This window comes from Candidatus Chazhemtobacterium aquaticus (assembly GCF_009936135.1).
Lineage (GTDB): Bacteria > Patescibacteriota > Microgenomatia > UBA1400 > Chazhemtobacteraceae > Chazhemtobacterium > Chazhemtobacterium aquaticus.
The window spans coordinates 129924-147752 of the sequence record NZ_CP047901.1 but is presented as its reverse complement, the minus strand read 5'-3'; the positions used below and the strand labels follow the sequence as shown (position 1 = coordinate 147752).

Sequence of the window (17829 nt, the reverse complement as noted above, 5' to 3'; positions counted from 1 at the left end):
GAGTAATGGTATCACAAAACACTGGTTTGATTGGGTGTTAGGTGAGGATGAGAGTGGCTAGGCCAAGAAAGACTAGAAAGCCTAAAACATCGGTAGCGGTGGTGATGAAGATAGTTGCTGAGGTGGCGGGGTCCTTGCCTAGTTTTTTCATGATAAGGGGAATAAGGGTGCCAAAAAAGGCGGCAACAAGGAGATTGGCAATCATGGCGAGACTGAGAATGAAGGCTATTTTGAAGTCTCGGTTTATGATGATGACAACCAGAGCGACAAGAATAGCGTTGATAAGACCATTTACAAATGCAGCAACTATCTCACGACGGAGGGTGGGAAGACAGGTTTTGAGGCTAATTTGTTTTAAGGTGATGCCCCGAACCAGGACGGCAAGAGTTTGGGTGGCAGCGTTGCCACCCATGCCAGCGATGATGGGCATGTAGACAGCAAGAAGAACGTATTTGGAGATGGTGTTGTCAAAAAGACTAACGGTTGAAGCGGCCAGAAAGGAGGTTAATAAGTTGATGATAAGCCATTTGTAACGGAAACCTACCTTACGGGTGGCGGTGTCAAAAACGGTTTCTTCGTCGTGGACGCCGGCGAAGTCATAGAGAGAGTTGGTGGATGAGTTTTTAAGGGTTTTGATGACGTCGTCGGAGTAGATAATGCCAAGGATGGCGCCATCTTCGTTAAGGACAGTGATTTTTTTGTGAGGGTTGTTGAGAAAGAGGTTGATGACTTTTTTACGAGTCTCGTTAGGTTTAACGGTGGTGATTTTTTTGGTGTACTGACCGATCGGATCTGAGGGTTTGGTAAAGAGAAGTTTTTCGATGGGAAGGTAGCCAATGAGTTGGTGGTCTTTTAAAACTAAGGGGACTGGGGTTTTGCCGGTGCGTTTTTCATGGGTGCGGATTTTGAGGGCGGCTTGGGAAAGGGTGAGATTGTGGTCGAGTTGGAGATAGTTGAGACTAATGAGGCCGGCGGCAGTGTGAGGATCAAAGCGGAGTAGGAGACTGACTTTGTTTTGGAGCTCTTGGTTGAGTTTGTGAAGAAGCTCTTTTTGTTTTCTGACGGGAAGGGTTTGAAGCAAGTCAGTGGTGTCGTCTGGCTGAAGTTTTTCAAGTAGGCCTAAAACTAGACTTTGATCTAGATTGAGGAGGAGTTCTCTTTGGGCATTGGGTGAGAGTTTGAGGAGAAGTTTGGGTTGTTTTTTGAGATCTTGGTCAAGAAAAAATGAAAGATTCTTTTTTGGATTGTGGTTAATTTTGCGGATTATCCGGGAAGTACTAATACGGGGCATGGGATGATTTTAGTGTTTTTGAGGAAAAGCTGCTAGTGATGGGGGTAGTAAAGGAGGGGTATAATGAAATTTATGAAGCAAGTAAAGATGATGGTGCCTTATTTTATAGCAGTAGTGTTTTTCTTTGTTGGCTTGTTTGTGTATACGAGAGTAGCAGGTCCGGTGGCGTTGTCGGTTAATAGTAATGTGACTAATCAGAGTGATATTTTTACAGTGAGCGGTGAAGGGAAGGTGGAGGTTAAGCCAGAAGTTGCTTACGTGAGGGTGGGGATGGAGAGTAATGGATCGAGTGTGAGCCAGGTTCAGGCCGAGATTGATAGAGTGATGGAGAGAGTGATTGGGTCACTGGAGGGATTGGGGATCGATAGAGAAAAAGAGATGGAGACGGTGAGTTACTCGATTAACCCAATGTTTGATTGGAGCAGTGGTAGGCAGAGAATTACAGGGTATAGTGCTAGCACGCAGCTTAAAGTTAAGGTGAGAGAGATTGATCGGGTAAATGAGGTGGTAGATGCCGCGGTGGAGAGTGGGGCAAACCAAGTAGGGGGGGTGAGTTTTGACGTTGAGGATCGAGAGAAAATTGAGGAGGAGGCACGTAAGGAAGCCGTGGAACAAGCAAAGAGAAAAGCAGAAGCAGCAGCTAAGGCGGCTGGTTTTAGATTGGGAAGAATTGTGAACTATTCAGAGGGGAGTAACGGGGTAACACCACAACCAATGTACGATCGGGCGATGGCGGTAGAGGAGGCGGTTCCGGAGTTGTCTTCGGCTAAGATTCAGCCTGGAGTGGAGGAGATAGAGATTGTGGTGAGCTTGAGTTATCAGATTGAGTAGTGAGGCTGGTTGGTTTTTGTTTTTGCTGGGTAAATGATTGAGATGAAATAAAACGGAGGTTGCGTTTGTATAAAGGGTGTATAGAAATTAACAGAATTGAGGGGAGGTGAATGAAAATATGAAAAAGTTTGCAATTTTAACTGGCGTGATGGCTGTTGTTATAGGTGGAGTAACATTGGTCCCTAGTGCTGTTGAGGCTTATAGGGGCGACCCGAGTGTTTTGGGTCCAAACCATACTGAGGAAAGGCATGAGGCGATGACTACGGCTTTTGAGAACCAGGATTATCAGTCTTGGAAGGAACAGATGCAAGGACGGGGTAGAGTTACTGAGGTGGTTACCGAGGAAAACTTTGCCCGTTTTGCTGAGGCACATCGATTGGCTTTGGAAGGAAGAACTGACGAAGCGAATCAGATTAGAGCTGAGTTAGGCCTAGGTCAAGGACAGAGGAATGGTGATGGCCAGGGTCGTGGTTATGGAAAAAACAGATAAACACATCTGAAACACCAAATAACCCCTCAAGTAGGGGTGTTTGGTGTAGGTTGAAGGTGGTGTGTTCTGAGAAACTTTGGTAGATTTGAGGTAGTTAAGAAGTATGTGGCAAAACATGTGGCGACAGTCGTTAATGGTTGGAGCGTTGTTGGTTGTGTTGATTGGTGGAGGTGTGTGGTATTTGTATGGACGTGGTGATGGGTTAATGGTAGTGACAGAAGAGGGGGTGATAGAAAGTGACTTGGATGGGAGTGTAGGAACAGAGGTTGATCAGGTTGGAAGTTTGGATCACGAGATGGCGGAGTTTAGAGCATATAGTTTTATGCAAGATTTTGTTGAGGTTGGACCACCCGAACCAAATCCGGAAGCTGAAGCGAGAGTTTATGCGGCTCTCTCAAAGAGAGCTAAGACTGAGGTTTCGCGTGAACGATTAAGCAGAGACATAGTTGCTTTTGTGGGGGTACAGGATGTTCCTGATCAAGGTGTGAGCGTGGAAGATCTGCAGGTGGTGGATGATGAGAATGTGGTGGTTGTCTTGGGATTAAACTTTTCTGGAGGGAGGGTACTTAGAGAGGTACATTTGGTAGTCGAGGAGGATGAGTGGAGGGTGGATGATATAACCACGCCTGAGAATCAGTAGTTCTGCGGAGTAAGGTTGAGGTTGTTAGAGTCTAATTGGTATTGTTAATGTAAATAAGTTGCATTAAGATATAAGGATGGAAGGTGCTTTGAAGAAAATAAGAAGTAGTGGAGGCCGAATAACCAAAGCTAGGAGAGGGTTGATAAGGGTGTTTGAGGAAGCAGATAAGCCGTTGTCGGTTAAAGAAATAAGAAGGAGCTTGGGGGAAATTGGGGTGAAGACAAGCATGACAACGGTGTATCGGGAAATTAATTTTATGGTAAAAAATGGTTTGGTGAAGGAGGTTAATCTGTATCCTGAAGAGAAAATGTATGAGTCGGCTTATTTGGTTCATCATCACCACTTGGTATGTGAGAAGTGCGGCAGAGTTGAAGGGGTTGGTGGGTGTAGATTGGCTGAGATTGAGCAGGAGATGTATAGGAAAAGGGGATTCAGAGTGACTAGGCATTCTTTGGAGTTTTATGGTTTATGTGTTGAGTGTAATCAAGGTGTTGGTTTGATGACTTAGAAAAATGAATAGAAAGAAGAGAATATTACTAGGGCTGGTGGTGGCGGGCTTGATGTTGCTGGGTGTGGGGAGTGGGGTGAAGGCGCAGAGTGTAGCAAGTAATGGTAACGAAGAGATGAAGACTTTGGAGGGCGAAGTGGTGGAGGTAGTTGAGGAGAAGTTGCTTAGTGATGAGAATGGTGAGGAGAGATATTGGCAGGTGTTGGCGGTGAGAGTAACTCGTGGAGAGTTGGTGGGAGAGGTGGTCCGAGTTGAGAATGGGAGTGAGATGATGAGTAGTTTGGAGAGATACGAGGTTGGAGATTTGGTGATGGTGAGTTGGAGTAAGGATGTTGAGGGGGGAGACATTTTTTATATCACTGATTATGTTCGAAGGAACGCTTTGTTTTGGCTTTTTGTAATATTTGTGTTGATGGTGGTGATGATCAGCAGATGGCAGGGAGTGTCGTCTTTGTTGGGAATGGCGGTTTCGTTTGGAGTGATTTTCAAGTTTGTTCTACCAAGGATTGCTGCAGGGGATGATCCAGTAGTGGTGGCGATTTTGGGATCTTTGGTAATTATTCCAGCAACGTTCTTGTTGTCACATGGAGTGAACAGAAAGACATGGGTCGCTGTTGCTGGAACGTTAATAGCGTTGGTGGTAACGGGTGTGATGGCGAGTGTGTTTGTAAAAGCAGCTAATCTGACTGGGTTTGCATCTGAGGAGGCTGGGTTCTTGCGGGCATATAATCCGGGTTTGGTTAATATTAAGGGGATTTTGTTGGCAGGAATAATAATTGGAGTATTGGGAGTGCTTGATGATATTACAGTATCCCAGTCTGGAATTGTGGAGCAACTAAAGAAGGCTAATTCTAAGTTAAAAGCAGGTGAGTTGTATCGTCAGGCGATGGTAGTGGGTAAGGATCATATTGCCTCGATGGTGAATACGTTGATTTTGGTGTACACTGGGGCAGCTTTGCCACTGTTGTTGCTATTTGTTGACAACCCAAGGCCGTTTGTGGAGATTGTTAATTATGAAATTATTGCCGACGAGGTGGTGCGGACCTTGGTGGGCAGCATCGGATTGATGCTGGCTGTTCCTATTACCACCATGATAGCGGCGGTAGTAGTAGAAGAGAAATAAAAATGGAGACTTTAATTTATATTCTAGGGGCGACTTTATTGATTAGTTCGGGAGCGTTGGTGGGAATTGTGACCTTGGCGATGCAAGAAGAAAGACTGGAAAAAATATTATTGTTATTGGTTTCATTGTCGGCAGGAGCGTTGATGGGTGGTGCGTTTTTGCATTTATTGCCCGAAGCCGTTGAGGAACTAGGTGGAGGAGTATTTGAGATGGTGTTGGTGGCGTTTGTAGGCTTTTTTGTGTTAGAAAAGGTGCTTCATTGGAGACATTGTCACAAGGGTAGATGTGGGGTTCATAGTTTTGGATATTTGAATTTGTTCGGAGATGCAATTCATAACTTTATAGATGGTTTAGTGTTGGCAGGAGCATTTGTGGTGGACATTAGGTTGGGAATGGTGACGACACTGGCGGTAGCGTTGCACGAGATTCCACAGGAGGTGGGTGATTTTGGAGTATTGCTTTATGCGGGTTTTGAGAAAAAGAAGGCGTTGCTGGCTAACTTTGGAGTCGCTTTGATGGTGGTGGTAGGAGGGGTGTTGGGTTATTGGATGGCTCACCGAATAGAAGGGTTTGTACCATATTTATTACCATTGGCGGCAGGCGGGTTTATTTATATAGCTGCTTCTGATTTGATGCCGGAAATTAGAAAGGAGAAAGATGCAAAGAAGTCAGTGGCTTCATTCGGGATGTTTATGTTGGGGATAGTGATAATGTTATTAGTAAGATTAATTAGTCGTGAGTAAAGGAGGGATAATTAGATGAAGGTATTAAAATTTGGGGCTGTTTGGTGTAATGGTTGCTTGGTGATGCGACCAAGATGGGAAGAGATTGAAAAAGAGAACCCTTGGCTAGTGACGGAGTATTATGATTTTGATGAGGACAAGGAGATGGTGGAGAGGTATAAAGTGGAAATGGGGAGATTGCCAGTATTTGTGTTTTTGGACAAGAGGGGTGAGGAAATATTGCGTTTAAGCGGTGAGGTGGAGAAAGAGAAACTGGTTGAGACAATTGAGCAAAACAAGGAAAAATGATGAAGAGGTTGTTGGTGGTCTTATTTGGTTTATTTCTGTGGATGGGTTTGTCGGGTCGGGTGTTGGCTGGTGAGGTTGGAGTATATTTTTTCTGGGGAGAGGGGTGTCCGCATTGTGCTAAGGAGAAGATTTTTTTAGATAAGTTGGAGCGTGATTATGAGGAGGTGAGGGTTTACGAGTTTGAGATTACGAGAAATCAGGCTAATGTAATGTTGTTGCAAGAAATGGCTAGGGATTTAGATGTGGAGGTGGCGGGGGTTCCGTTTACGGTGGTGGGGAGAGATTATTGGATTGGATACCAAAGTGAGGCAACGACGGGAAAAGAGATTGAGGCGGCGGTAATTGGATTGATTGAAGAAGAAGGTGAGGCAATTGGGAGCGAGGAAGGTGAGGCTGATAAGGGTGCTGATGAGGGGACTGGAGTAACCATAGAGAGGATGAAGAGAGATGGTGCTTCGATTGAGGTGCCGATTTTGGGTGAGGTTGAGATCGAGGGTTTATCACTACCCGTGTTGACAGTGGTGATGGCGGTTTTGGATGGTTTTAATCCGTGTGCAATGTGGACATTGTTGTTTTTGATTAGTTTGCTGTTGGGAATGGAAAATAGAAGACGGATGTGGATTTTGGGAGTGACTTTTGTGGCTACTTCAGCAGGAGTCTACTTCTTATTTTTGTCAGCGTGGTTGAACCTGTTTTTGTTTGTGGGAATGGTGGGGTGGATTAGGGGTTTGATTGGGTTAGTAGCGGTAGGAGCTGGAGGCTACTATTTGTGGGATTTTTGTGTTAACCGAGAGGGAGGGTGTGGGGTGATGGGTGATGAGAAGAGGCAGAAAGTGTTTGAGAAGCTTAAGGGAATAGTTTTACGACAGCGGTTTTGGATGGCTTTGATGGGGATAGTGTTATTGGCGGTAGCAGTGAATATGGTAGAGCTAGTGTGCTCGGCGGGGTTGCCGGCAGTATATACACAGATTTTAAGCATGTCGGAGCTATCAAGTTGGCAGTATTATATGTATCTGGTGTTTTATGTGTTGATTTTTATGTTGGATGATTTGTTTGTGTTTTTTACAGCAATGATCACATTGAGGGCGGTGGGGATCGAGAGTAAGTATGCTAGATATTCGCACTTGATAGGAGGGGGACTGATGTTGGTACTGGGCTTGCTGTTGTGGTTTAAACCTGAGGTGTTGATGTTTGGTTGATTTGTGAGATTTACTTTGATTGGTGTATTAGTGATAATGGGAGTATGTTGAAAATGTATTTGGTGTCGTTGTTAGTTTTTTTGGGGATAGATATGGTGTGGTTGAGTGTGTTGGCTAAGGATTTTTATCGTAACCAGATTGGCGGATTGATGAGAAACGATGTTGGTTGGGGATGGGCTGTTGCCTTTTATTTATTGTTTGTGGTGGGATTGGTGGTATTTGTGATCAATCCAGCAGTGGAAAGCAGGTCGATATCTCGGGCGGTAACGAGAGGAGTTTTGTTTGGATTGATAACATATGCAACTTATGACTTAACCAATATGGCAACACTTAAGGGTTGGTCGTGGCAGGTGACGGTGGTGGATTTGATTTGGGGAATGGTGCTGTCTGGATTAGTGGCGATGATTAGTAGTTGGGTGTTGATGAAGTGGGTGTAGAAAATTATTGGTACTTGGTGTTGGCGGTGGGAGGGTACATGACTGGTTGGTTTGTGGTTTCGGTTATAAAACGGCGAAATGATATTGCTGATGTGGCATGGGGATTGGGCTTTGTAATGTTGGCTTGGCTGGCTTTTTACTTGGGAGGATACTCAGTAAGATCGTTGGTGGTAAATGGATTGGTAAGTATGTGGGGATTGCGTTTGGCATGGCATATATTCTTAAGAAATAGAAAAAAGAAAGAGGATTATAGATATAAGAAGTGGGAGGGAGTTGGTTGGTTGGCGTATGTTCGAAGTTTTGTGCAGGTGTTTATGTTGCAAGGCGCGTTGATGTTGGTGATTGCGTCGCCGGTGGTGTATGTGAACTTATCTGCCAATAGTAGATGGGGGTTGTTGGATTGGATAGGGTTAGTGGTTTGGCTGATTGGTTTCAGTTTTGAGGTGGTGGCAGATTGGCAGTTGAAGAAGTTTTTGGAAGATAAAAATAATAAGGGGAAGATTGTGCGAGAAGGTTTGTGGAGATATAGTCGACATCCTAATTATTTTGGTGAGGTGGTAATGTGGTGGGGTTTGTTGGTGATGGCTTTGTCGATTTCTGGGGGGTGGATGACGGTGGTTGGTCCGGTGATGATTACTTATTTAATTTTGTTTGTGTCAGGAGTGCCTCTGTTAGAGAAGAAGTATGAAGGAAGGAAAGATTTTGAGGAGTACAAGAGGGTGACGAGTGTTTTTATTCCTTGGTTTCCAAAGAAATGAAGGTGGAGGTGGTGGTGAACGATAAAATGCAAAATGGTTATCGGTATTATCTGGTCGAGCCTGAGGGGAAGAACTTTGGAGTTGGGTTTGAGCCGGAGTTGAGTCCGAAACAAATGTTGAGGTTAGGAGTATTTGGAGGAAAGTATATGACAGATTGTGGAGATGAGTTTCCGAAAAGTTGGTTTAATGAAGCAAAGTTAAGTTTTAAAGGATTTGATAAGTCACTAAATTATTTTGGAGTGAGGGCTGGTCTGTCTTTGGCTGAATGGCGGGAAAAGGGCTGGATATACAGGGATGATCCAAGAGGTTGGTTTCAGTGGTATTGCCGATATTATCGAGGGCGAAGAATACCTGATGAGGATGAGAGGCAGATAAAGAGATGGAGATTGTTTAAACGTCATTTGGTGGCACTAAGGAAAGCGTGTATCAAAGGGGACTTGGGGTGTAGACGAAGACAGAGACAGGCGCTGTTGCAATGGGGTTATGATACAACTAAGGAATAACAAAGAACCCCTTAACAGGGGTTCTTTGGAGGTGTTTGTTGAGGAGAAGTGTCTATTTGCCTCCTGATTTGACGGTGATGGTTTTTGGTCTGGCAGCCTCGCTGATGGGAGCGGTGATAGTGATGACACCATCCTTGACCTCGGCGGAGATGTGGTCACTGTCAACAGCTCGGGGAAGTGTAGTGGTGTAGTCGAAGGAGCTTACTTTTTGTTGGCGGTAGATAACTTTTTTCTTGTCTTTCTCCTCTTTGGTTTCCTCGAGTTTGGCTTTGATTCGTAAGACGCCATCTTCGAAGGTGATATGAACCTGATCGGCAGGAACGCCAGGAACAGCTGCTTTGATGACGACGTCAGTGTCGGTTTCATAGACATCAAGACCCTCGGTTAATCGTAGTTGTGGCCAAGCTTCTTCCTCATCAAAAACGGAGAGAAGACGCTCTGGTAACCAGGGAGAGAAGGGATTGTATTTGACGATAGCCATGGTGACTCACCTCCTTTCTAAAAACTAATTAGATAGATTTTGTTAAGAAGGGCAGGTTTTAAGATAAGCCGGTTTTTTTGGGAATTTGATGGTCAATGGGCGGACCAGTCGCCTAACCGGTTTACCTGCCATCTAGCACTCATGATAGTAGAGTGCTAATTAGTTGTCAAGGGGGGCTGTTAGTGTTTACGCCGTGATTCTTTGGAGATGGTGGCCCAGTGGTAGAGATAAATTGGGGTGCCGACTAAAATCATGGAGAGAGATGTTGAGAGTTGGCGTTGGCGTTGGCGGGTGAGTTCTCGTTGTTGGAGTTCCTGGGCTTGTTGTTGTTGCTCGGCTATTTCCTCTTCAGAGAGTGGGTCGGAATCGTTTTTGAGATATTCCGGTGGGTAGAATTCGTACCGGTCGGCGTCGGTGAAAATAAAGACTTTGAAACCAAGGTCAATGAGTTGGATAGAGCCGATGATTAATATTAATAAGCCGACAAAGGAGAATAGATAGAGATAGAGGGTGCGGATATTCATGAGTTAAGTGTAACATTTAGAGTGAAGAGCTGATCTTTTTTGTGTTTTGGTTTTTGTGTATGCTGAAGATGGATTTGGAATTGTAAATTATTGAGGTTAGAAGGGGGGTGAGAGAGAATGGCAAAAAAGAAAGGAATGGCTTGGCAAGAGTTGGCTTTTTGGTTGGTGGTGATCGGAGCTCTTAACTGGGGACTGTTGGGGTTGGTAGGATTTAACGCGGTTAGTTGGTTGGTAGGAATGGTGCCCGGGGCGACGAGACTGGTCTATTTGTTGGTAGGCTTGTCGGGTGTGTATTTGTTGTATGAGAGAAGATCGTAGTGAGATAAGTGGGCTGTTAGAGGGGTTTCTTTAACGGCCCATTTGGTCGAGAGGGTTTGTATATATGGGTATAATGGAGTGAGTGATGAGGATAGGTTTTTTATGGAGTGGGATAGACAACAAGAAGGAGAGAAGGGAAGGTGTGGTGAGAAAAAGGTTGATGAGCCTGGGTAGATTATTGAGTAATTTTTCAAAAGAGAGTCAGAGAGCTCGGGTTGGAATATACAAGCGAGAAAGGTGGGGATATCGGGTTAAGTTCGAAATGGAGTTGCCGGGGAAGAGAATATTTGCTGAGGGTAAAGGTAAGGATTTGATTAAGACGGTGGTGGAGGTAAGAGAGAAGGTAAAGAGGCAGATAAAGGGGCATGTGGAGCGTCTGCGAGGAAATTGATAATTTTTGAGAGAGATTTCGTAGGTTTTGAGAGATAGGAGTGTTTAGAATGTTTGATTATGACATCACCAGCAAGGTATTGGAGAATGCAAAGACAGATGAGGGGTCCTGAATGGGGTCGCGAGGTAAGGATTAGAGCAGATAAAGGAGAATGGGAGTTACCGATAGAGTCAAGATACAACGGAAGGTCGGTGAAAATCGAGTATCTTAATATGGTAGAAGAAGTAACGGGGAAAAGTAGGGTTAGCCAGGTTAAGGTGGAGGGTGTGACTATCTCTTTGGTGGGAAGCTTACGGGATGTGGCGAGAGGATCAGTTTTGAGATTGGCTTTGGGGGAGGAAATGGAGGGGAGGTCTGGGGCAATGGCTGAGGTGGTGATGTTTCTGACAGCATTGCACCATGAACAGATTAGAAGGGAGAACGAGTGGGTTATGAGTGGTGGTAGAGGTAAGCTTGATTTGGTGGAGGTTAGAAAGGATCCTGGAGAGGTAGTAACTGATGCAATTGGGGGTTTGGCAGATGAGGGGATGATAGATGAGGGTCGAGCAAGAGAGATGTTGAGCGTGGTGAGTAGATTGAGAGGAGTGGAGGTGGTGGGTGAAGAGAGAAAGATGGTGGGAGTTTAGGGGGAGAGACTTAGAGAATAGGGTTTTGAGACGATGGTGTCAGTGGCGGTTTCTAAGGTGATGGTAAAAGTGTATGGGAGATTGGGGACAAGGTTCTTGAGGGTGGTGGTGTGAATGGTGGTGGGGGTGCTTGACGCTGTATAGGTATTGATAGGTTGGTTGTTTTGATAGAGGGTGATGGTGGTAGAACCGGTAAGAGTAGTGGAGAAGGAAAGGGAAATAGAGTCGGGTGGAATTTGAGTAATGATGGGAGAAGAGAAGACTTCGTCAGCGCTGATTCTGGTTTCTGCTGATTGCTGAACCTGGCGGGTGGTTAAGGGAATGCCAACAGCGAGACTTAAGACTAGGGCGACTGGGAGAAGAACAGCAAAGATGCTTTTTATGGGGATGCCCCAGACTTGGTGATAGGTGATTTTGGCTTCTTGGGCTTTCTTAAACTGAATGAGTTCTCCTTTGGGAAAGAAATTGCCATGGCCTTGGGGGCAGGTGTAGACATGAAGACCTCGGGGAACTGAGTCATGTTTAATAAGGGAGAGACGGTTTTGGCATTCGGGACAACGAGGGAACTCAGGCGGATTGATGCTGGTTTGGGGAGTAATAGAGTCGGCGTTGTTAGCTTGTGATAACGAGATGTCGTTGGCTAGCCAACGAGGAAACCAGTGGCCACCACAAGTGAAGCATTCGTAAGTGGTGGCTTGTTGATCTGACTTGGTTAGGATAGCGGTCTCCTGAAGCGGTGAGTGGCAGTAGGGGCAGAGCATTGAGGTTAGTTTAGCATGGGAGAGAATAAGAAGCTCCAGCTTCGGTGGAGGCTGGAGCTGGTAAGCGGACTGCGGGGGTTTAAAGGTGGTCGCCTCTGTCAAAGCCTCGAGGGTTTAAGACTTGGCGAAAGTGGAGGATGTTTCGGCGAAGTGATTCGAGATAGACTTCGATCATGGTCCAGAACTCATCGTCTTGGGCGGGATCGTTATCGAGGAAGGTGTTGATGGTGGTGGCGATGAGAAGGTTAAGATTGAAAATGCTGACTCGGCCATCAGTGAGCAGGTCTTGTTCGCTTAACTGAGTGGCTAGTCGTTTGAGGCTTGCGGTGATGTTTTTAACCTCTTCTCTGGTTTGTGTGAGCTTTGGAGAAGTCATGATGCACCTCGTGATATAAGGAACGGGAGGTGATTCTATCCTGCAGTAGTAGGATAGATCAAGTTTTGGGATTTAGAAGGCAGCCACTAGGACAGCATAACCATGGTTGGCGGCAGTGCAAGCAAAGACATAAGCGCCATCACGCAAGAGCGCTTGGTGGCCAGGAGAACCATTCCAGGCTGCGACTGCTGCTTGTGGAGTTGGATAACCGCTTAAAATGTTTTCGGCGATGTTGGTGTGGGTAAGACGGCCGTCTTCACGGAATTGATCGACTAAGGGAGTAAAACCTTCGTGGTTGTCGAGCTTACCAAGTTCGATCATTTGATTAACGCGGATGCTGGCGATGGTACAAAGAGTGTTGTCTTGTTTGAATTCGGGAACGCCATTGTTGCGTCGGTAGTTTTGGACTTCTTGCCAGAGTTGAGTACCAGTATAGTAGGTGGGTGGGGATTGGTTGGTGGTTGTTTTTTGGGTTGGGGACGGGGGGTAAGGAGGCGGGTTGTCAGCGGGAGAGGCTAGAACTATAACAGAAATGATTTGGTCTTGGTTATCTAGGTGGATATTAAGCTGATGGGAGCCTATTTGAGTGAACTGGGGGTCTAATATGTCTGAGGATGAGTCGGTTATCCAGTTGGTGGTGGGAGGGGTAATTATGGGTAGAGGGGTAATGGCAGCGAGATAGGCAATGGTAGAGTAGGAGTAATCGGCAAGAGTAGCGATTTTTTTTAAGTCGATAGCTGTTTCTGATTGAGGATTGGCGGCTAGGCTTAAGGCAATATATTCTGCGGCAGAGTTAAGTGATGGATGGGGGGAAAGGGTAGGTTGGTCGTGTTGTTGACGGTGGGAGTTGATGGGTGAGATGAGGTCAAGTTGGGGTGCTGCTTGAGCTGAGTCATCTTGGTTAAGGTTTAGTTTGGTGAGGAAACGGTTGGTAAAATCTTGAGCTAGCTCAGGTTGGTAAATGAGAAAGGAGGCAATGATGCTTAAGGCAATAAGGGTGGGAAAGAGGCGAAGATAGATCCTGATGAGAGTGGAGGAACGTGCTTGGGAGATGATTGATTTTGGGTTGATCACGGTAGGTTTGATTATATCAAGGGTGAAGAAGAAGATTGTCGTGGGGCCACAAGGTTGGTATAATGGTGGGGCTTTCACCGTTGGTGTGAGGGAGATATGAAGATATCAGCAGTTATTGGTTATTTTTTGATATAGGCGAGGAGGTGAGACTAAGTTGAACGGAACAGATACTAATGACCGACGTTTATATGTCGGAAACTTACCTTATTCACTGAGAACTCCAGATTTGAGACAGATGTTTTCTTCATTTGGAACTGTAGAGGATGCAGTAGTAATGATGGAACCAGGTAGACCTGACAGATCTAAAGGTTTTGGTTTTGTGACTATGTCGAGTGCAGCTGAGGCAGAAACAGCAGCATCAACGATGAACGGTAAAGAAATTGAAGGAAGAGTAATTGTGTGTAATATTGCTAAGCCTCGAGAGTAAGGAAGTTAAGATAAATACAAGAAAACGGCCTGGAGACAGGCCGTTTTTGGTGTTGATAAGAAAACTTCGTTTATTTAAGGGAGTCGATGGTTTGTTTGATCTGGTCGAAAGGTAGGGCTCCTGGGATAAGCTCGGCTTGGCCAGTTTGGGTATTAAGAATGATGGTGCCGGGAGTACCAGTGATACCAGCGGCTTCTCCAGCTGAAAGCTGGGTAGCAATATAATCAGCGGTTTCGTCGCCATCGAGACATGAGTTAAGCGCATTGTTGTTGACACCGAGATTAATGGCCATGTCGGCGGCTTGGTCGACAGTGATGGTTTGATCTTCGAAGATGGCGTCAATTACCTGCCAGGCGAGATCATTACCGTTAAGGTTTTTGGTACACTCAACCACCTCGGCGAATTTTTGAGCTTTGGGGTGAATTTGTGCAAGAGGGAAGTGGCGGTAAACCCAGGCGATTTCTGATCCGTATTCATCAAGTGCTTGTTGAGCGGTGGGGTGGAAACGTGAGCAGAAGGGGCATTCAAGATCTGAGTACTCAAAGAGGATGATTTTGGCGTCTTTGTTGCCACGGATTAAATCTGAGTCAGAGAGGGGTTCTAAGTTATCAGCGTTAAAAGGTGGTGGGGTTGGTGCAGTGTCTGGGGCGTTGCCTACTTGTGCGCCTGCGGTAGTACCGGCTTGGCCTTCGAGGTATTGAGCTTTGGTCCAGAGATGACCGATGGCTCCGGCGGCAATAACTAGGGCGATGACAAGGAGGGTGTTAACTAAGGGTTTGTTTGAGTTTTGTTCTGGCATGAAATGTCTTTTATAATAATTTTTGGGTTACATGGAGTATCCTAGTCGAAGTTAGAAGTTATGGCAAGTGGGTAGTGTTATGATGTGAGAATGAGGATTAAGTTTTTGGGAGCGGCGGGGGAGGTGACTGGTTCTTGTTATGTGGTGAAATCGGGTGGTGAGGAGTTAATGGTGGATTGTGGTATGTTTCAGGGTGAGGGAGCTGATGAGAAAAACAGGAATGGTTTGGAGACAGATGTGAGTCGATTGAGCGCGGTGGTGTTAACTCATGCTCATTTGGATCACTGTGGTAGGTTGCCGTTGTTGGGTAAACAGGGATTTAGAGGTAGTATCTTTACTACGCCAGCTAGTAGAGATTTGGTAGAGATTGTGTTGTTAGATGCGGCAAAGGTGGCAGCTTCTAATGAGGATGTTGAGCCAATCTATAGTCAGGCGGAGGTGGAGCAGGTGTTGGGGATGATAAAGACGGTGAATTATGGGGAGAAGGTTAGGGTAGGTGGTTTTGATTTTGAGTTGCTTGATGCGGGACATATTTTGGGTTCGGCGATGGTTAATATGCGAGTTAAGGATGGAGAGAGTTGGAGGCGGATTGTATTTTCTGGTGATTTGGGAAACGAGCCAAGCCCGATTGTGGGAGAGATAGCCAGACCAGAGAATGCAGAGATAGTGGTGATGGAGAGTACATATGGGAACAGGGAGCATAAAGAGAGGGGGGAAGAGGTTGAGTTGTTAGAAAGAGTATGTGTTGAGGCGGAGGAAAAGGGGGGAACGGTGTTAATGCCAGCCTTTTCACTGGAGAGAACTCAGGAGTTGTTGCACATCTTTGATCATTTAAAGAAAGAGGGTAAGGTGAAGGAGAGTTTGCCGGTGTTTTTGGATTCTCCAATGGCAATGAGAGCGACGGCAGTCTTTTTGAAGTATCCGGATTATTTTAATGAGCAACTGGAGAAGCATCATTCTAAGGACGACCCTTTTGATTTTCCGGGATTGGAGTTGGTGGAGGGAATGGGAGAGAGTAAGAAAATAAATGGAAGGTTGGGAGCAAAGGTGATTATTGCAGGTTCGGGGATGATGAGCGGAGGTAGGATTGTTTTTCACGCGGCCAGATGGTTACCGGATGAAAAGACGGTGTTGATAATTACGGGTTATCAAGCCGAAGGAACGTTGGGGAGGGAGATTGTGGATGGGGCAAAAAGAGTAGTAATTTTGGGAAGGGAGATAGAGGTAAAGGCAAGGGTGGAGGAAATTACAACTATGAGTGCTCACGCAGACAGAAGTCAGTTATTGGATTGGGTAGGAGCGATTAAGGGGGTGAAGAAAGTGGTGTTGACACATGGTGAAGAGGCTGGAAGAGATGGATTGGAGACGGGTTTGGTAAATAAGGTAGAGGTGGTTAAACCAGAGTTTAATGAGGAGGTTGAGTTTTGAGAGAGATTGACAGTTGGGTCTTGACAGAGTATGAGAAAAACGGGATAAGGTAAGAAAGGGAAGTTAAAGAAATCCGCCCCAGAGAGGAGCGGTTTTTTTATGGAAAAAATCCCGGTTTATTTATCACTTGATGATGTTTTGTTGTTACCACAAAGGTCGAGAATAAAATCAAGGCAAGAGGTTGATTTAAGTTGGATGGTGGCTGGAAATAGAAGATCAGTGCCGATTATTGCAGTGAATATGGATGATGTGGTGGGCGAGGAGATGGCGGTGGCGATGAGTGGGTTGGGAGGACTGGCCATTTTGCCAAGGTTTGATGCGCCAGAGATTCAGGCTAATAAAGTGAGGAGGGTAAAGAAGCAAGGCGGCCTGGTAGCGGCAGCTGTTGGGGTGAAGGATGGTGAGTGGAAGAGGTTGGAACAACTGGTTCAGGCTGGGGTAGATCATATTAGTATTGATGTGGCTCATGGACAGATGGTGTCGGTGATTGATTTGGTTAAAAGAGTTAGGAGGAAGTATGGGAGACTATCTTTGTCGGCGGGTGTGGTAGGAACGTATGAGGGGGCGAGAGATTTGTTTGAGGCTGGAGTGGATGTGGTGAGAGTAGGAGTAGGTCCAGGGACAATATGTACAACAAGGATACAGACAGGAACAGGTGTGCCGCAGTTGACGGCTGTGATGGAGGCGGCGAGGGCGGCAAGAGAGAGGGGGAAGCAGGTGTGGGCGGATGGGGGAACTAAGAATTCGGGGGATATTGTGAAGTGTTTGGCTGCAGGGGCAAGTGCAGTGGTGGTGGGATCTTTACTGGCTGGTTGTAGTGAGTCGCCGGGTAAGCTGGTAATTAGAGATGGACTTAAATACAAGGAATATCGCGCCTCAACAAGTTATGAGGCAAAGAAAGAGCAGGTAAAAAAATACAGTAAGGATAAGAATAAGCATTACGTTAAGCATGTCGAAGGAGTGGAGAGTTTGGTGCCTTTTAAGGGGCCGGTTGAAGGGGTGGTGGAAGGATTGATGGCTGGAGTGAGATCGGGGTTGGCTTATTCAGGAGCTAGAAAGATTGAGGAGTTTTGGAGAGTAAGAAAGTTTATTCGGGTAACAGCAATTGGGATGAGAGAGAATGGGGTTCATGATGTCGTAGTACAATGAGAAGTCACTTATGTATAGAGAGGTCATATTCGATATTGAGACAAAGAAGCTGTTTGATCAGATAGAGGATCGACAGAGAATTGAGGATTTAGGTGTGAGTGTGGTGAGTGCTTATAGAAGAGTGTTGGATGATAATTATAAGGAGATTGAGGGAGAGATGGCGAGTTTTTGGGATGAGGGTGTGCGGGGCAGAAGAAGATTGGGTGAGTTGTGGGAGTGGTTAGTGAGCGCTGATAGGGTAATTGGATTTAACAGTATTAAGTTTGATGCTCCTGTTTTGAATCCACATATGGAGGGGGATGTGATGCGGCTGAAACATTTTGATATTTTAGAAAAGGTGAGGGGGGTGTTGGGTCATCGTTTGAGTTTAGATGCATTGGCTAAGGAGACGTTGGGTGAGACTAAGATGGCAAATGGTTTGGCGGCAGTAGATTGGTGGCAAGCAGGTGATGAGGAGAGTTTAGCGAAATTGCAGCATTATTGTGAGATGGATGTTGAGGTGACAAAAAAACTTTATGATGTGGGATTAAGAGAGGGGAGGCTAAAGTACATGAGTAAATGGAACGAGCCAAAGGAGATCGAGGTTGATTTTAGTTATCCTAAGAAAGAGGAAGAGCCTCAGTTGGGATTGTTTTAGAAATAGAGATCAAGGCTTGATTTAGGT

Annotated in this window: 25 protein-coding genes; 18 read left to right on the top strand and 7 right to left on the bottom strand. The window is 45.7% G+C overall.

The window, feature by feature from the left end; genetic code table 11:
- Nucleotides 1-37 precede the first annotated feature (37 nt).
- Complete coding sequence (mgtE, locus tag MICH65_RS00750) at nt 38-1291, bottom strand: magnesium transporter (protein ID WP_161931527.1); 1254 nt, start codon at nt 1289-1291, stop codon at nt 38-40.
- 72 nt (nt 1292-1363) lie between these two features.
- On the opposite strand from mgtE, the gene MICH65_RS00745 reads away from it, so the two are divergent.
- The 11 genes from MICH65_RS00745 to MICH65_RS00695 all read left to right on the top strand — a co-directional run bounded on the left by MICH65_RS00745 (nt 1364) and on the right by MICH65_RS00695 (nt 8811).
- Nucleotides 1364-2122, top strand: a complete 759-nt coding sequence (locus MICH65_RS00745; protein ID WP_161931526.1) for an SIMPL domain-containing protein — start codon at nt 1364-1366, stop codon at nt 2120-2122.
- A gap of 118 nt (nt 2123-2240) precedes the next feature.
- The gene (locus tag MICH65_RS00740; RefSeq protein ID WP_161931525.1) at nt 2241-2612 is read left to right on the top strand and encodes a hypothetical protein; all 372 of its coding nucleotides are present in this window, start codon (nt 2241-2243) and stop codon (nt 2610-2612) included.
- 103 nt (nt 2613-2715) lie between these two features.
- The gene (locus tag MICH65_RS00735; protein ID WP_161931524.1) at nt 2716-3252 is read left to right on the top strand and encodes a hypothetical protein; all 537 of its coding nucleotides are present in this window, start codon (nt 2716-2718) and stop codon (nt 3250-3252) included.
- A gap of 76 nt (nt 3253-3328) precedes the next feature.
- Nucleotides 3329-3760: a Fur family transcriptional regulator gene (locus tag MICH65_RS00730; protein ID WP_161931523.1), complete on the top strand. Its 432-nt coding sequence runs from the start codon at nt 3329-3331 to the stop codon at nt 3758-3760.
- A gap of 4 nt (nt 3761-3764) precedes the next feature.
- The gene (locus MICH65_RS00725) at nt 3765-4883 is read left to right on the top strand and encodes a YibE/F family protein (RefSeq protein WP_161931522.1); all 1119 of its coding nucleotides are present in this window, start codon (nt 3765-3767) and stop codon (nt 4881-4883) included.
- A 2-nt stretch (nt 4884-4885) separates the two neighbouring features.
- Nucleotides 4886-5626 carry a ZIP family metal transporter gene (locus MICH65_RS00720; RefSeq protein WP_161931521.1) on the top strand — a complete coding sequence of 247 codons (741 nt, stop codon included), beginning with the start codon at nt 4886-4888 and terminating at the stop codon, nt 5624-5626.
- Between the two features lie 15 nt (nt 5627-5641).
- Nucleotides 5642-5914 carry a thioredoxin family protein gene (locus MICH65_RS00715; protein WP_161931520.1) on the top strand — a complete coding sequence of 91 codons (273 nt, stop codon included), beginning with the start codon at nt 5642-5644 and terminating at the stop codon, nt 5912-5914.
- Nucleotides 5911-7113, top strand: coding sequence for a hypothetical protein (locus tag MICH65_RS00710; protein ID WP_236870863.1), 1203 nt, complete (start codon nt 5911-5913; stop codon nt 7111-7113). The genes MICH65_RS00715 and MICH65_RS00710 overlap by 4 nt, the downstream gene beginning before the upstream one ends.
- Nucleotides 7114-7157: 44 nt before the next feature.
- Complete coding sequence (locus tag MICH65_RS00705) at nt 7158-7550, top strand: DUF2177 family protein (RefSeq protein WP_161931519.1); 393 nt, start codon at nt 7158-7160, stop codon at nt 7548-7550.
- A complete protein-coding gene (locus MICH65_RS00700; RefSeq protein ID WP_236870862.1) occupies nt 7526-8308 on the top strand; it encodes a DUF1295 domain-containing protein in 783 nt (260 codons plus the stop codon). Before MICH65_RS00705 ends, MICH65_RS00700 begins: the two co-directional genes overlap by 25 nt.
- Nucleotides 8305-8811, top strand: a complete 507-nt coding sequence (locus MICH65_RS00695) for a hypothetical protein (RefSeq protein ID WP_161931518.1) — start codon at nt 8305-8307, stop codon at nt 8809-8811. Before MICH65_RS00700 ends, MICH65_RS00695 begins: the two co-directional genes overlap by 4 nt.
- 52 nt (nt 8812-8863) lie before the next feature.
- On the opposite strand, the gene MICH65_RS00690 is transcribed toward MICH65_RS00695, so the two are convergent.
- A complete protein-coding gene (locus MICH65_RS00690; protein ID WP_161931517.1) occupies nt 8864-9292 on the bottom strand; it encodes an Hsp20/alpha crystallin family protein in 429 nt (142 codons plus the stop codon).
- Between the two features lie 179 nt (nt 9293-9471).
- Nucleotides 9472-9816 (bottom strand): hypothetical protein, encoded by a 345-nt coding sequence (locus MICH65_RS00685; RefSeq protein WP_161931516.1) that lies wholly within the window; start codon nt 9814-9816, stop codon nt 9472-9474.
- A gap of 117 nt (nt 9817-9933) precedes the next feature.
- Here MICH65_RS00685 and MICH65_RS00680 point away from each other — a divergent pair, with 117 nt between their 5' ends.
- From MICH65_RS00680 to MICH65_RS00670, 3 genes are all read left to right on the top strand, one after another.
- Nucleotides 9934-10134, top strand: a complete 201-nt coding sequence (locus tag MICH65_RS00680) for a DUF378 domain-containing protein (protein ID WP_161931515.1) — start codon at nt 9934-9936, stop codon at nt 10132-10134.
- A gap of 85 nt (nt 10135-10219) precedes the next feature.
- Nucleotides 10220-10525 carry an HPF/RaiA family ribosome-associated protein gene (locus MICH65_RS00675; RefSeq protein WP_161931514.1) on the top strand — a complete coding sequence of 102 codons (306 nt, stop codon included), beginning with the start codon at nt 10220-10222 and terminating at the stop codon, nt 10523-10525.
- 59 nt (nt 10526-10584) lie between these two features.
- The gene (locus MICH65_RS00670) at nt 10585-11151 is read left to right on the top strand and encodes a hypothetical protein (RefSeq protein WP_161931513.1); all 567 of its coding nucleotides are present in this window, start codon (nt 10585-10587) and stop codon (nt 11149-11151) included.
- On the opposite strand, the gene MICH65_RS00665 is transcribed toward MICH65_RS00670, so the two are convergent.
- The 3 genes from MICH65_RS00665 to MICH65_RS00655 form a co-directional block, all read right to left on the bottom strand.
- Nucleotides 11148-12014, bottom strand: a complete 867-nt coding sequence (locus tag MICH65_RS00665; protein ID WP_236870861.1) for a zf-TFIIB domain-containing protein — start codon at nt 12012-12014, stop codon at nt 11148-11150. The two genes, MICH65_RS00670 and MICH65_RS00665, sit on opposite strands and share 4 nt — an antisense overlap.
- A complete protein-coding gene (locus MICH65_RS00660; protein ID WP_161931512.1) occupies nt 11992-12288 on the bottom strand; it encodes a hypothetical protein in 297 nt (98 codons plus the stop codon). Before MICH65_RS00660 ends, MICH65_RS00665 begins: the two co-directional genes overlap by 23 nt.
- A gap of 72 nt (nt 12289-12360) precedes the next feature.
- A complete protein-coding gene (locus MICH65_RS00655) occupies nt 12361-13362 on the bottom strand; it encodes a CAP domain-containing protein (protein ID WP_161931511.1) in 1002 nt (333 codons plus the stop codon).
- Nucleotides 13363-13516: 154 nt separating this feature from the next.
- Between MICH65_RS00655 and MICH65_RS00650 the strand changes: the two genes are divergently transcribed.
- Nucleotides 13517-13789 (top strand): RNA recognition motif domain-containing protein, encoded by a 273-nt coding sequence (locus tag MICH65_RS00650; RefSeq protein ID WP_161931510.1) that lies wholly within the window; start codon nt 13517-13519, stop codon nt 13787-13789.
- Between the two features lie 70 nt (nt 13790-13859).
- Here the strand turns inward: MICH65_RS00650 and MICH65_RS00645 are convergent, their stop codons facing one another.
- Complete coding sequence (locus MICH65_RS00645) at nt 13860-14588, bottom strand: DsbA family protein (protein WP_161931509.1); 729 nt, start codon at nt 14586-14588, stop codon at nt 13860-13862.
- A 90-nt stretch (nt 14589-14678) separates the two neighbouring features.
- Here MICH65_RS00645 and MICH65_RS00640 point away from each other — a divergent pair, with 90 nt between their 5' ends.
- From MICH65_RS00640 to MICH65_RS00630, 3 genes are all read left to right on the top strand, one after another.
- Nucleotides 14679-16016 carry an MBL fold metallo-hydrolase gene (locus MICH65_RS00640; protein ID WP_161931508.1) on the top strand — a complete coding sequence of 446 codons (1338 nt, stop codon included), beginning with the start codon at nt 14679-14681 and terminating at the stop codon, nt 16014-16016.
- 99 nt (nt 16017-16115) lie between these two features.
- A complete protein-coding gene (locus MICH65_RS00635; RefSeq protein ID WP_161931507.1) occupies nt 16116-17165 on the top strand; it encodes a guanosine monophosphate reductase in 1050 nt (349 codons plus the stop codon).
- 10 nt (nt 17166-17175) lie between these two features.
- Nucleotides 17176-17802, top strand: a complete 627-nt coding sequence (locus tag MICH65_RS00630) for a ribonuclease H-like domain-containing protein (RefSeq protein ID WP_161931506.1) — start codon at nt 17176-17178, stop codon at nt 17800-17802.
- The last annotated feature ends 27 nt before the right edge of the window (nt 17803-17829 follow it).

Coding starts and splice junctions, on each gene's coding strand:
- mgtE (WP_161931527.1), bottom strand. CDS start 1,291: ATGCCCCGTATTAGTACTTCCCGGATAATCCGCAAAATTAACCACAAT.
- MICH65_RS00745 (WP_161931526.1), top strand. CDS start 1,364: ATGAAGCAAGTAAAGATGATGGTGCCTTATTTTATAGCAGTAGTGTTT.
- MICH65_RS00740 (WP_161931525.1), top strand. CDS start 2,241: ATGAAAAAGTTTGCAATTTTAACTGGCGTGATGGCTGTTGTTATAGGT.
- MICH65_RS00735 (WP_161931524.1), top strand. CDS start 2,716: ATGTGGCAAAACATGTGGCGACAGTCGTTAATGGTTGGAGCGTTGTTG.
- MICH65_RS00730 (WP_161931523.1), top strand. CDS start 3,329: ATGGAAGGTGCTTTGAAGAAAATAAGAAGTAGTGGAGGCCGAATAACC.
- MICH65_RS00725 (WP_161931522.1), top strand. CDS start 3,765: ATGAATAGAAAGAAGAGAATATTACTAGGGCTGGTGGTGGCGGGCTTG.
- MICH65_RS00720 (WP_161931521.1), top strand. CDS start 4,886: ATGGAGACTTTAATTTATATTCTAGGGGCGACTTTATTGATTAGTTCG.
- MICH65_RS00715 (WP_161931520.1), top strand. CDS start 5,642: ATGAAGGTATTAAAATTTGGGGCTGTTTGGTGTAATGGTTGCTTGGTG.
- MICH65_RS00710 (WP_236870863.1), top strand. CDS start 5,911: ATGATGAAGAGGTTGTTGGTGGTCTTATTTGGTTTATTTCTGTGGATG.
- MICH65_RS00705 (WP_161931519.1), top strand. CDS start 7,158: ATGTTGAAAATGTATTTGGTGTCGTTGTTAGTTTTTTTGGGGATAGAT.
- MICH65_RS00695 (WP_161931518.1), top strand. CDS start 8,305: ATGAAGGTGGAGGTGGTGGTGAACGATAAAATGCAAAATGGTTATCGG.
- MICH65_RS00690 (WP_161931517.1), bottom strand. CDS start 9,292: ATGGCTATCGTCAAATACAATCCCTTCTCTCCCTGGTTACCAGAGCGT.
- MICH65_RS00685 (WP_161931516.1), bottom strand. CDS start 9,816: ATGAATATCCGCACCCTCTATCTCTATCTATTCTCCTTTGTCGGCTTA.
- MICH65_RS00680 (WP_161931515.1), top strand. CDS start 9,934: ATGGCAAAAAAGAAAGGAATGGCTTGGCAAGAGTTGGCTTTTTGGTTG.
- MICH65_RS00675 (WP_161931514.1), top strand. CDS start 10,220: ATGAGGATAGGTTTTTTATGGAGTGGGATAGACAACAAGAAGGAGAGA.
- MICH65_RS00670 (WP_161931513.1), top strand. CDS start 10,585: ATGACATCACCAGCAAGGTATTGGAGAATGCAAAGACAGATGAGGGGT.
- MICH65_RS00660 (WP_161931512.1), bottom strand. CDS start 12,288: ATGACTTCTCCAAAGCTCACACAAACCAGAGAAGAGGTTAAAAACATC.
- MICH65_RS00645 (WP_161931509.1), bottom strand. CDS start 14,588: ATGCCAGAACAAAACTCAAACAAACCCTTAGTTAACACCCTCCTTGTC.
- MICH65_RS00640 (WP_161931508.1), top strand. CDS start 14,679: ATGAGGATTAAGTTTTTGGGAGCGGCGGGGGAGGTGACTGGTTCTTGT.
- MICH65_RS00635 (WP_161931507.1), top strand. CDS start 16,116: ATGGAAAAAATCCCGGTTTATTTATCACTTGATGATGTTTTGTTGTTA.
- MICH65_RS00630 (WP_161931506.1), top strand. CDS start 17,176: ATGTATAGAGAGGTCATATTCGATATTGAGACAAAGAAGCTGTTTGAT.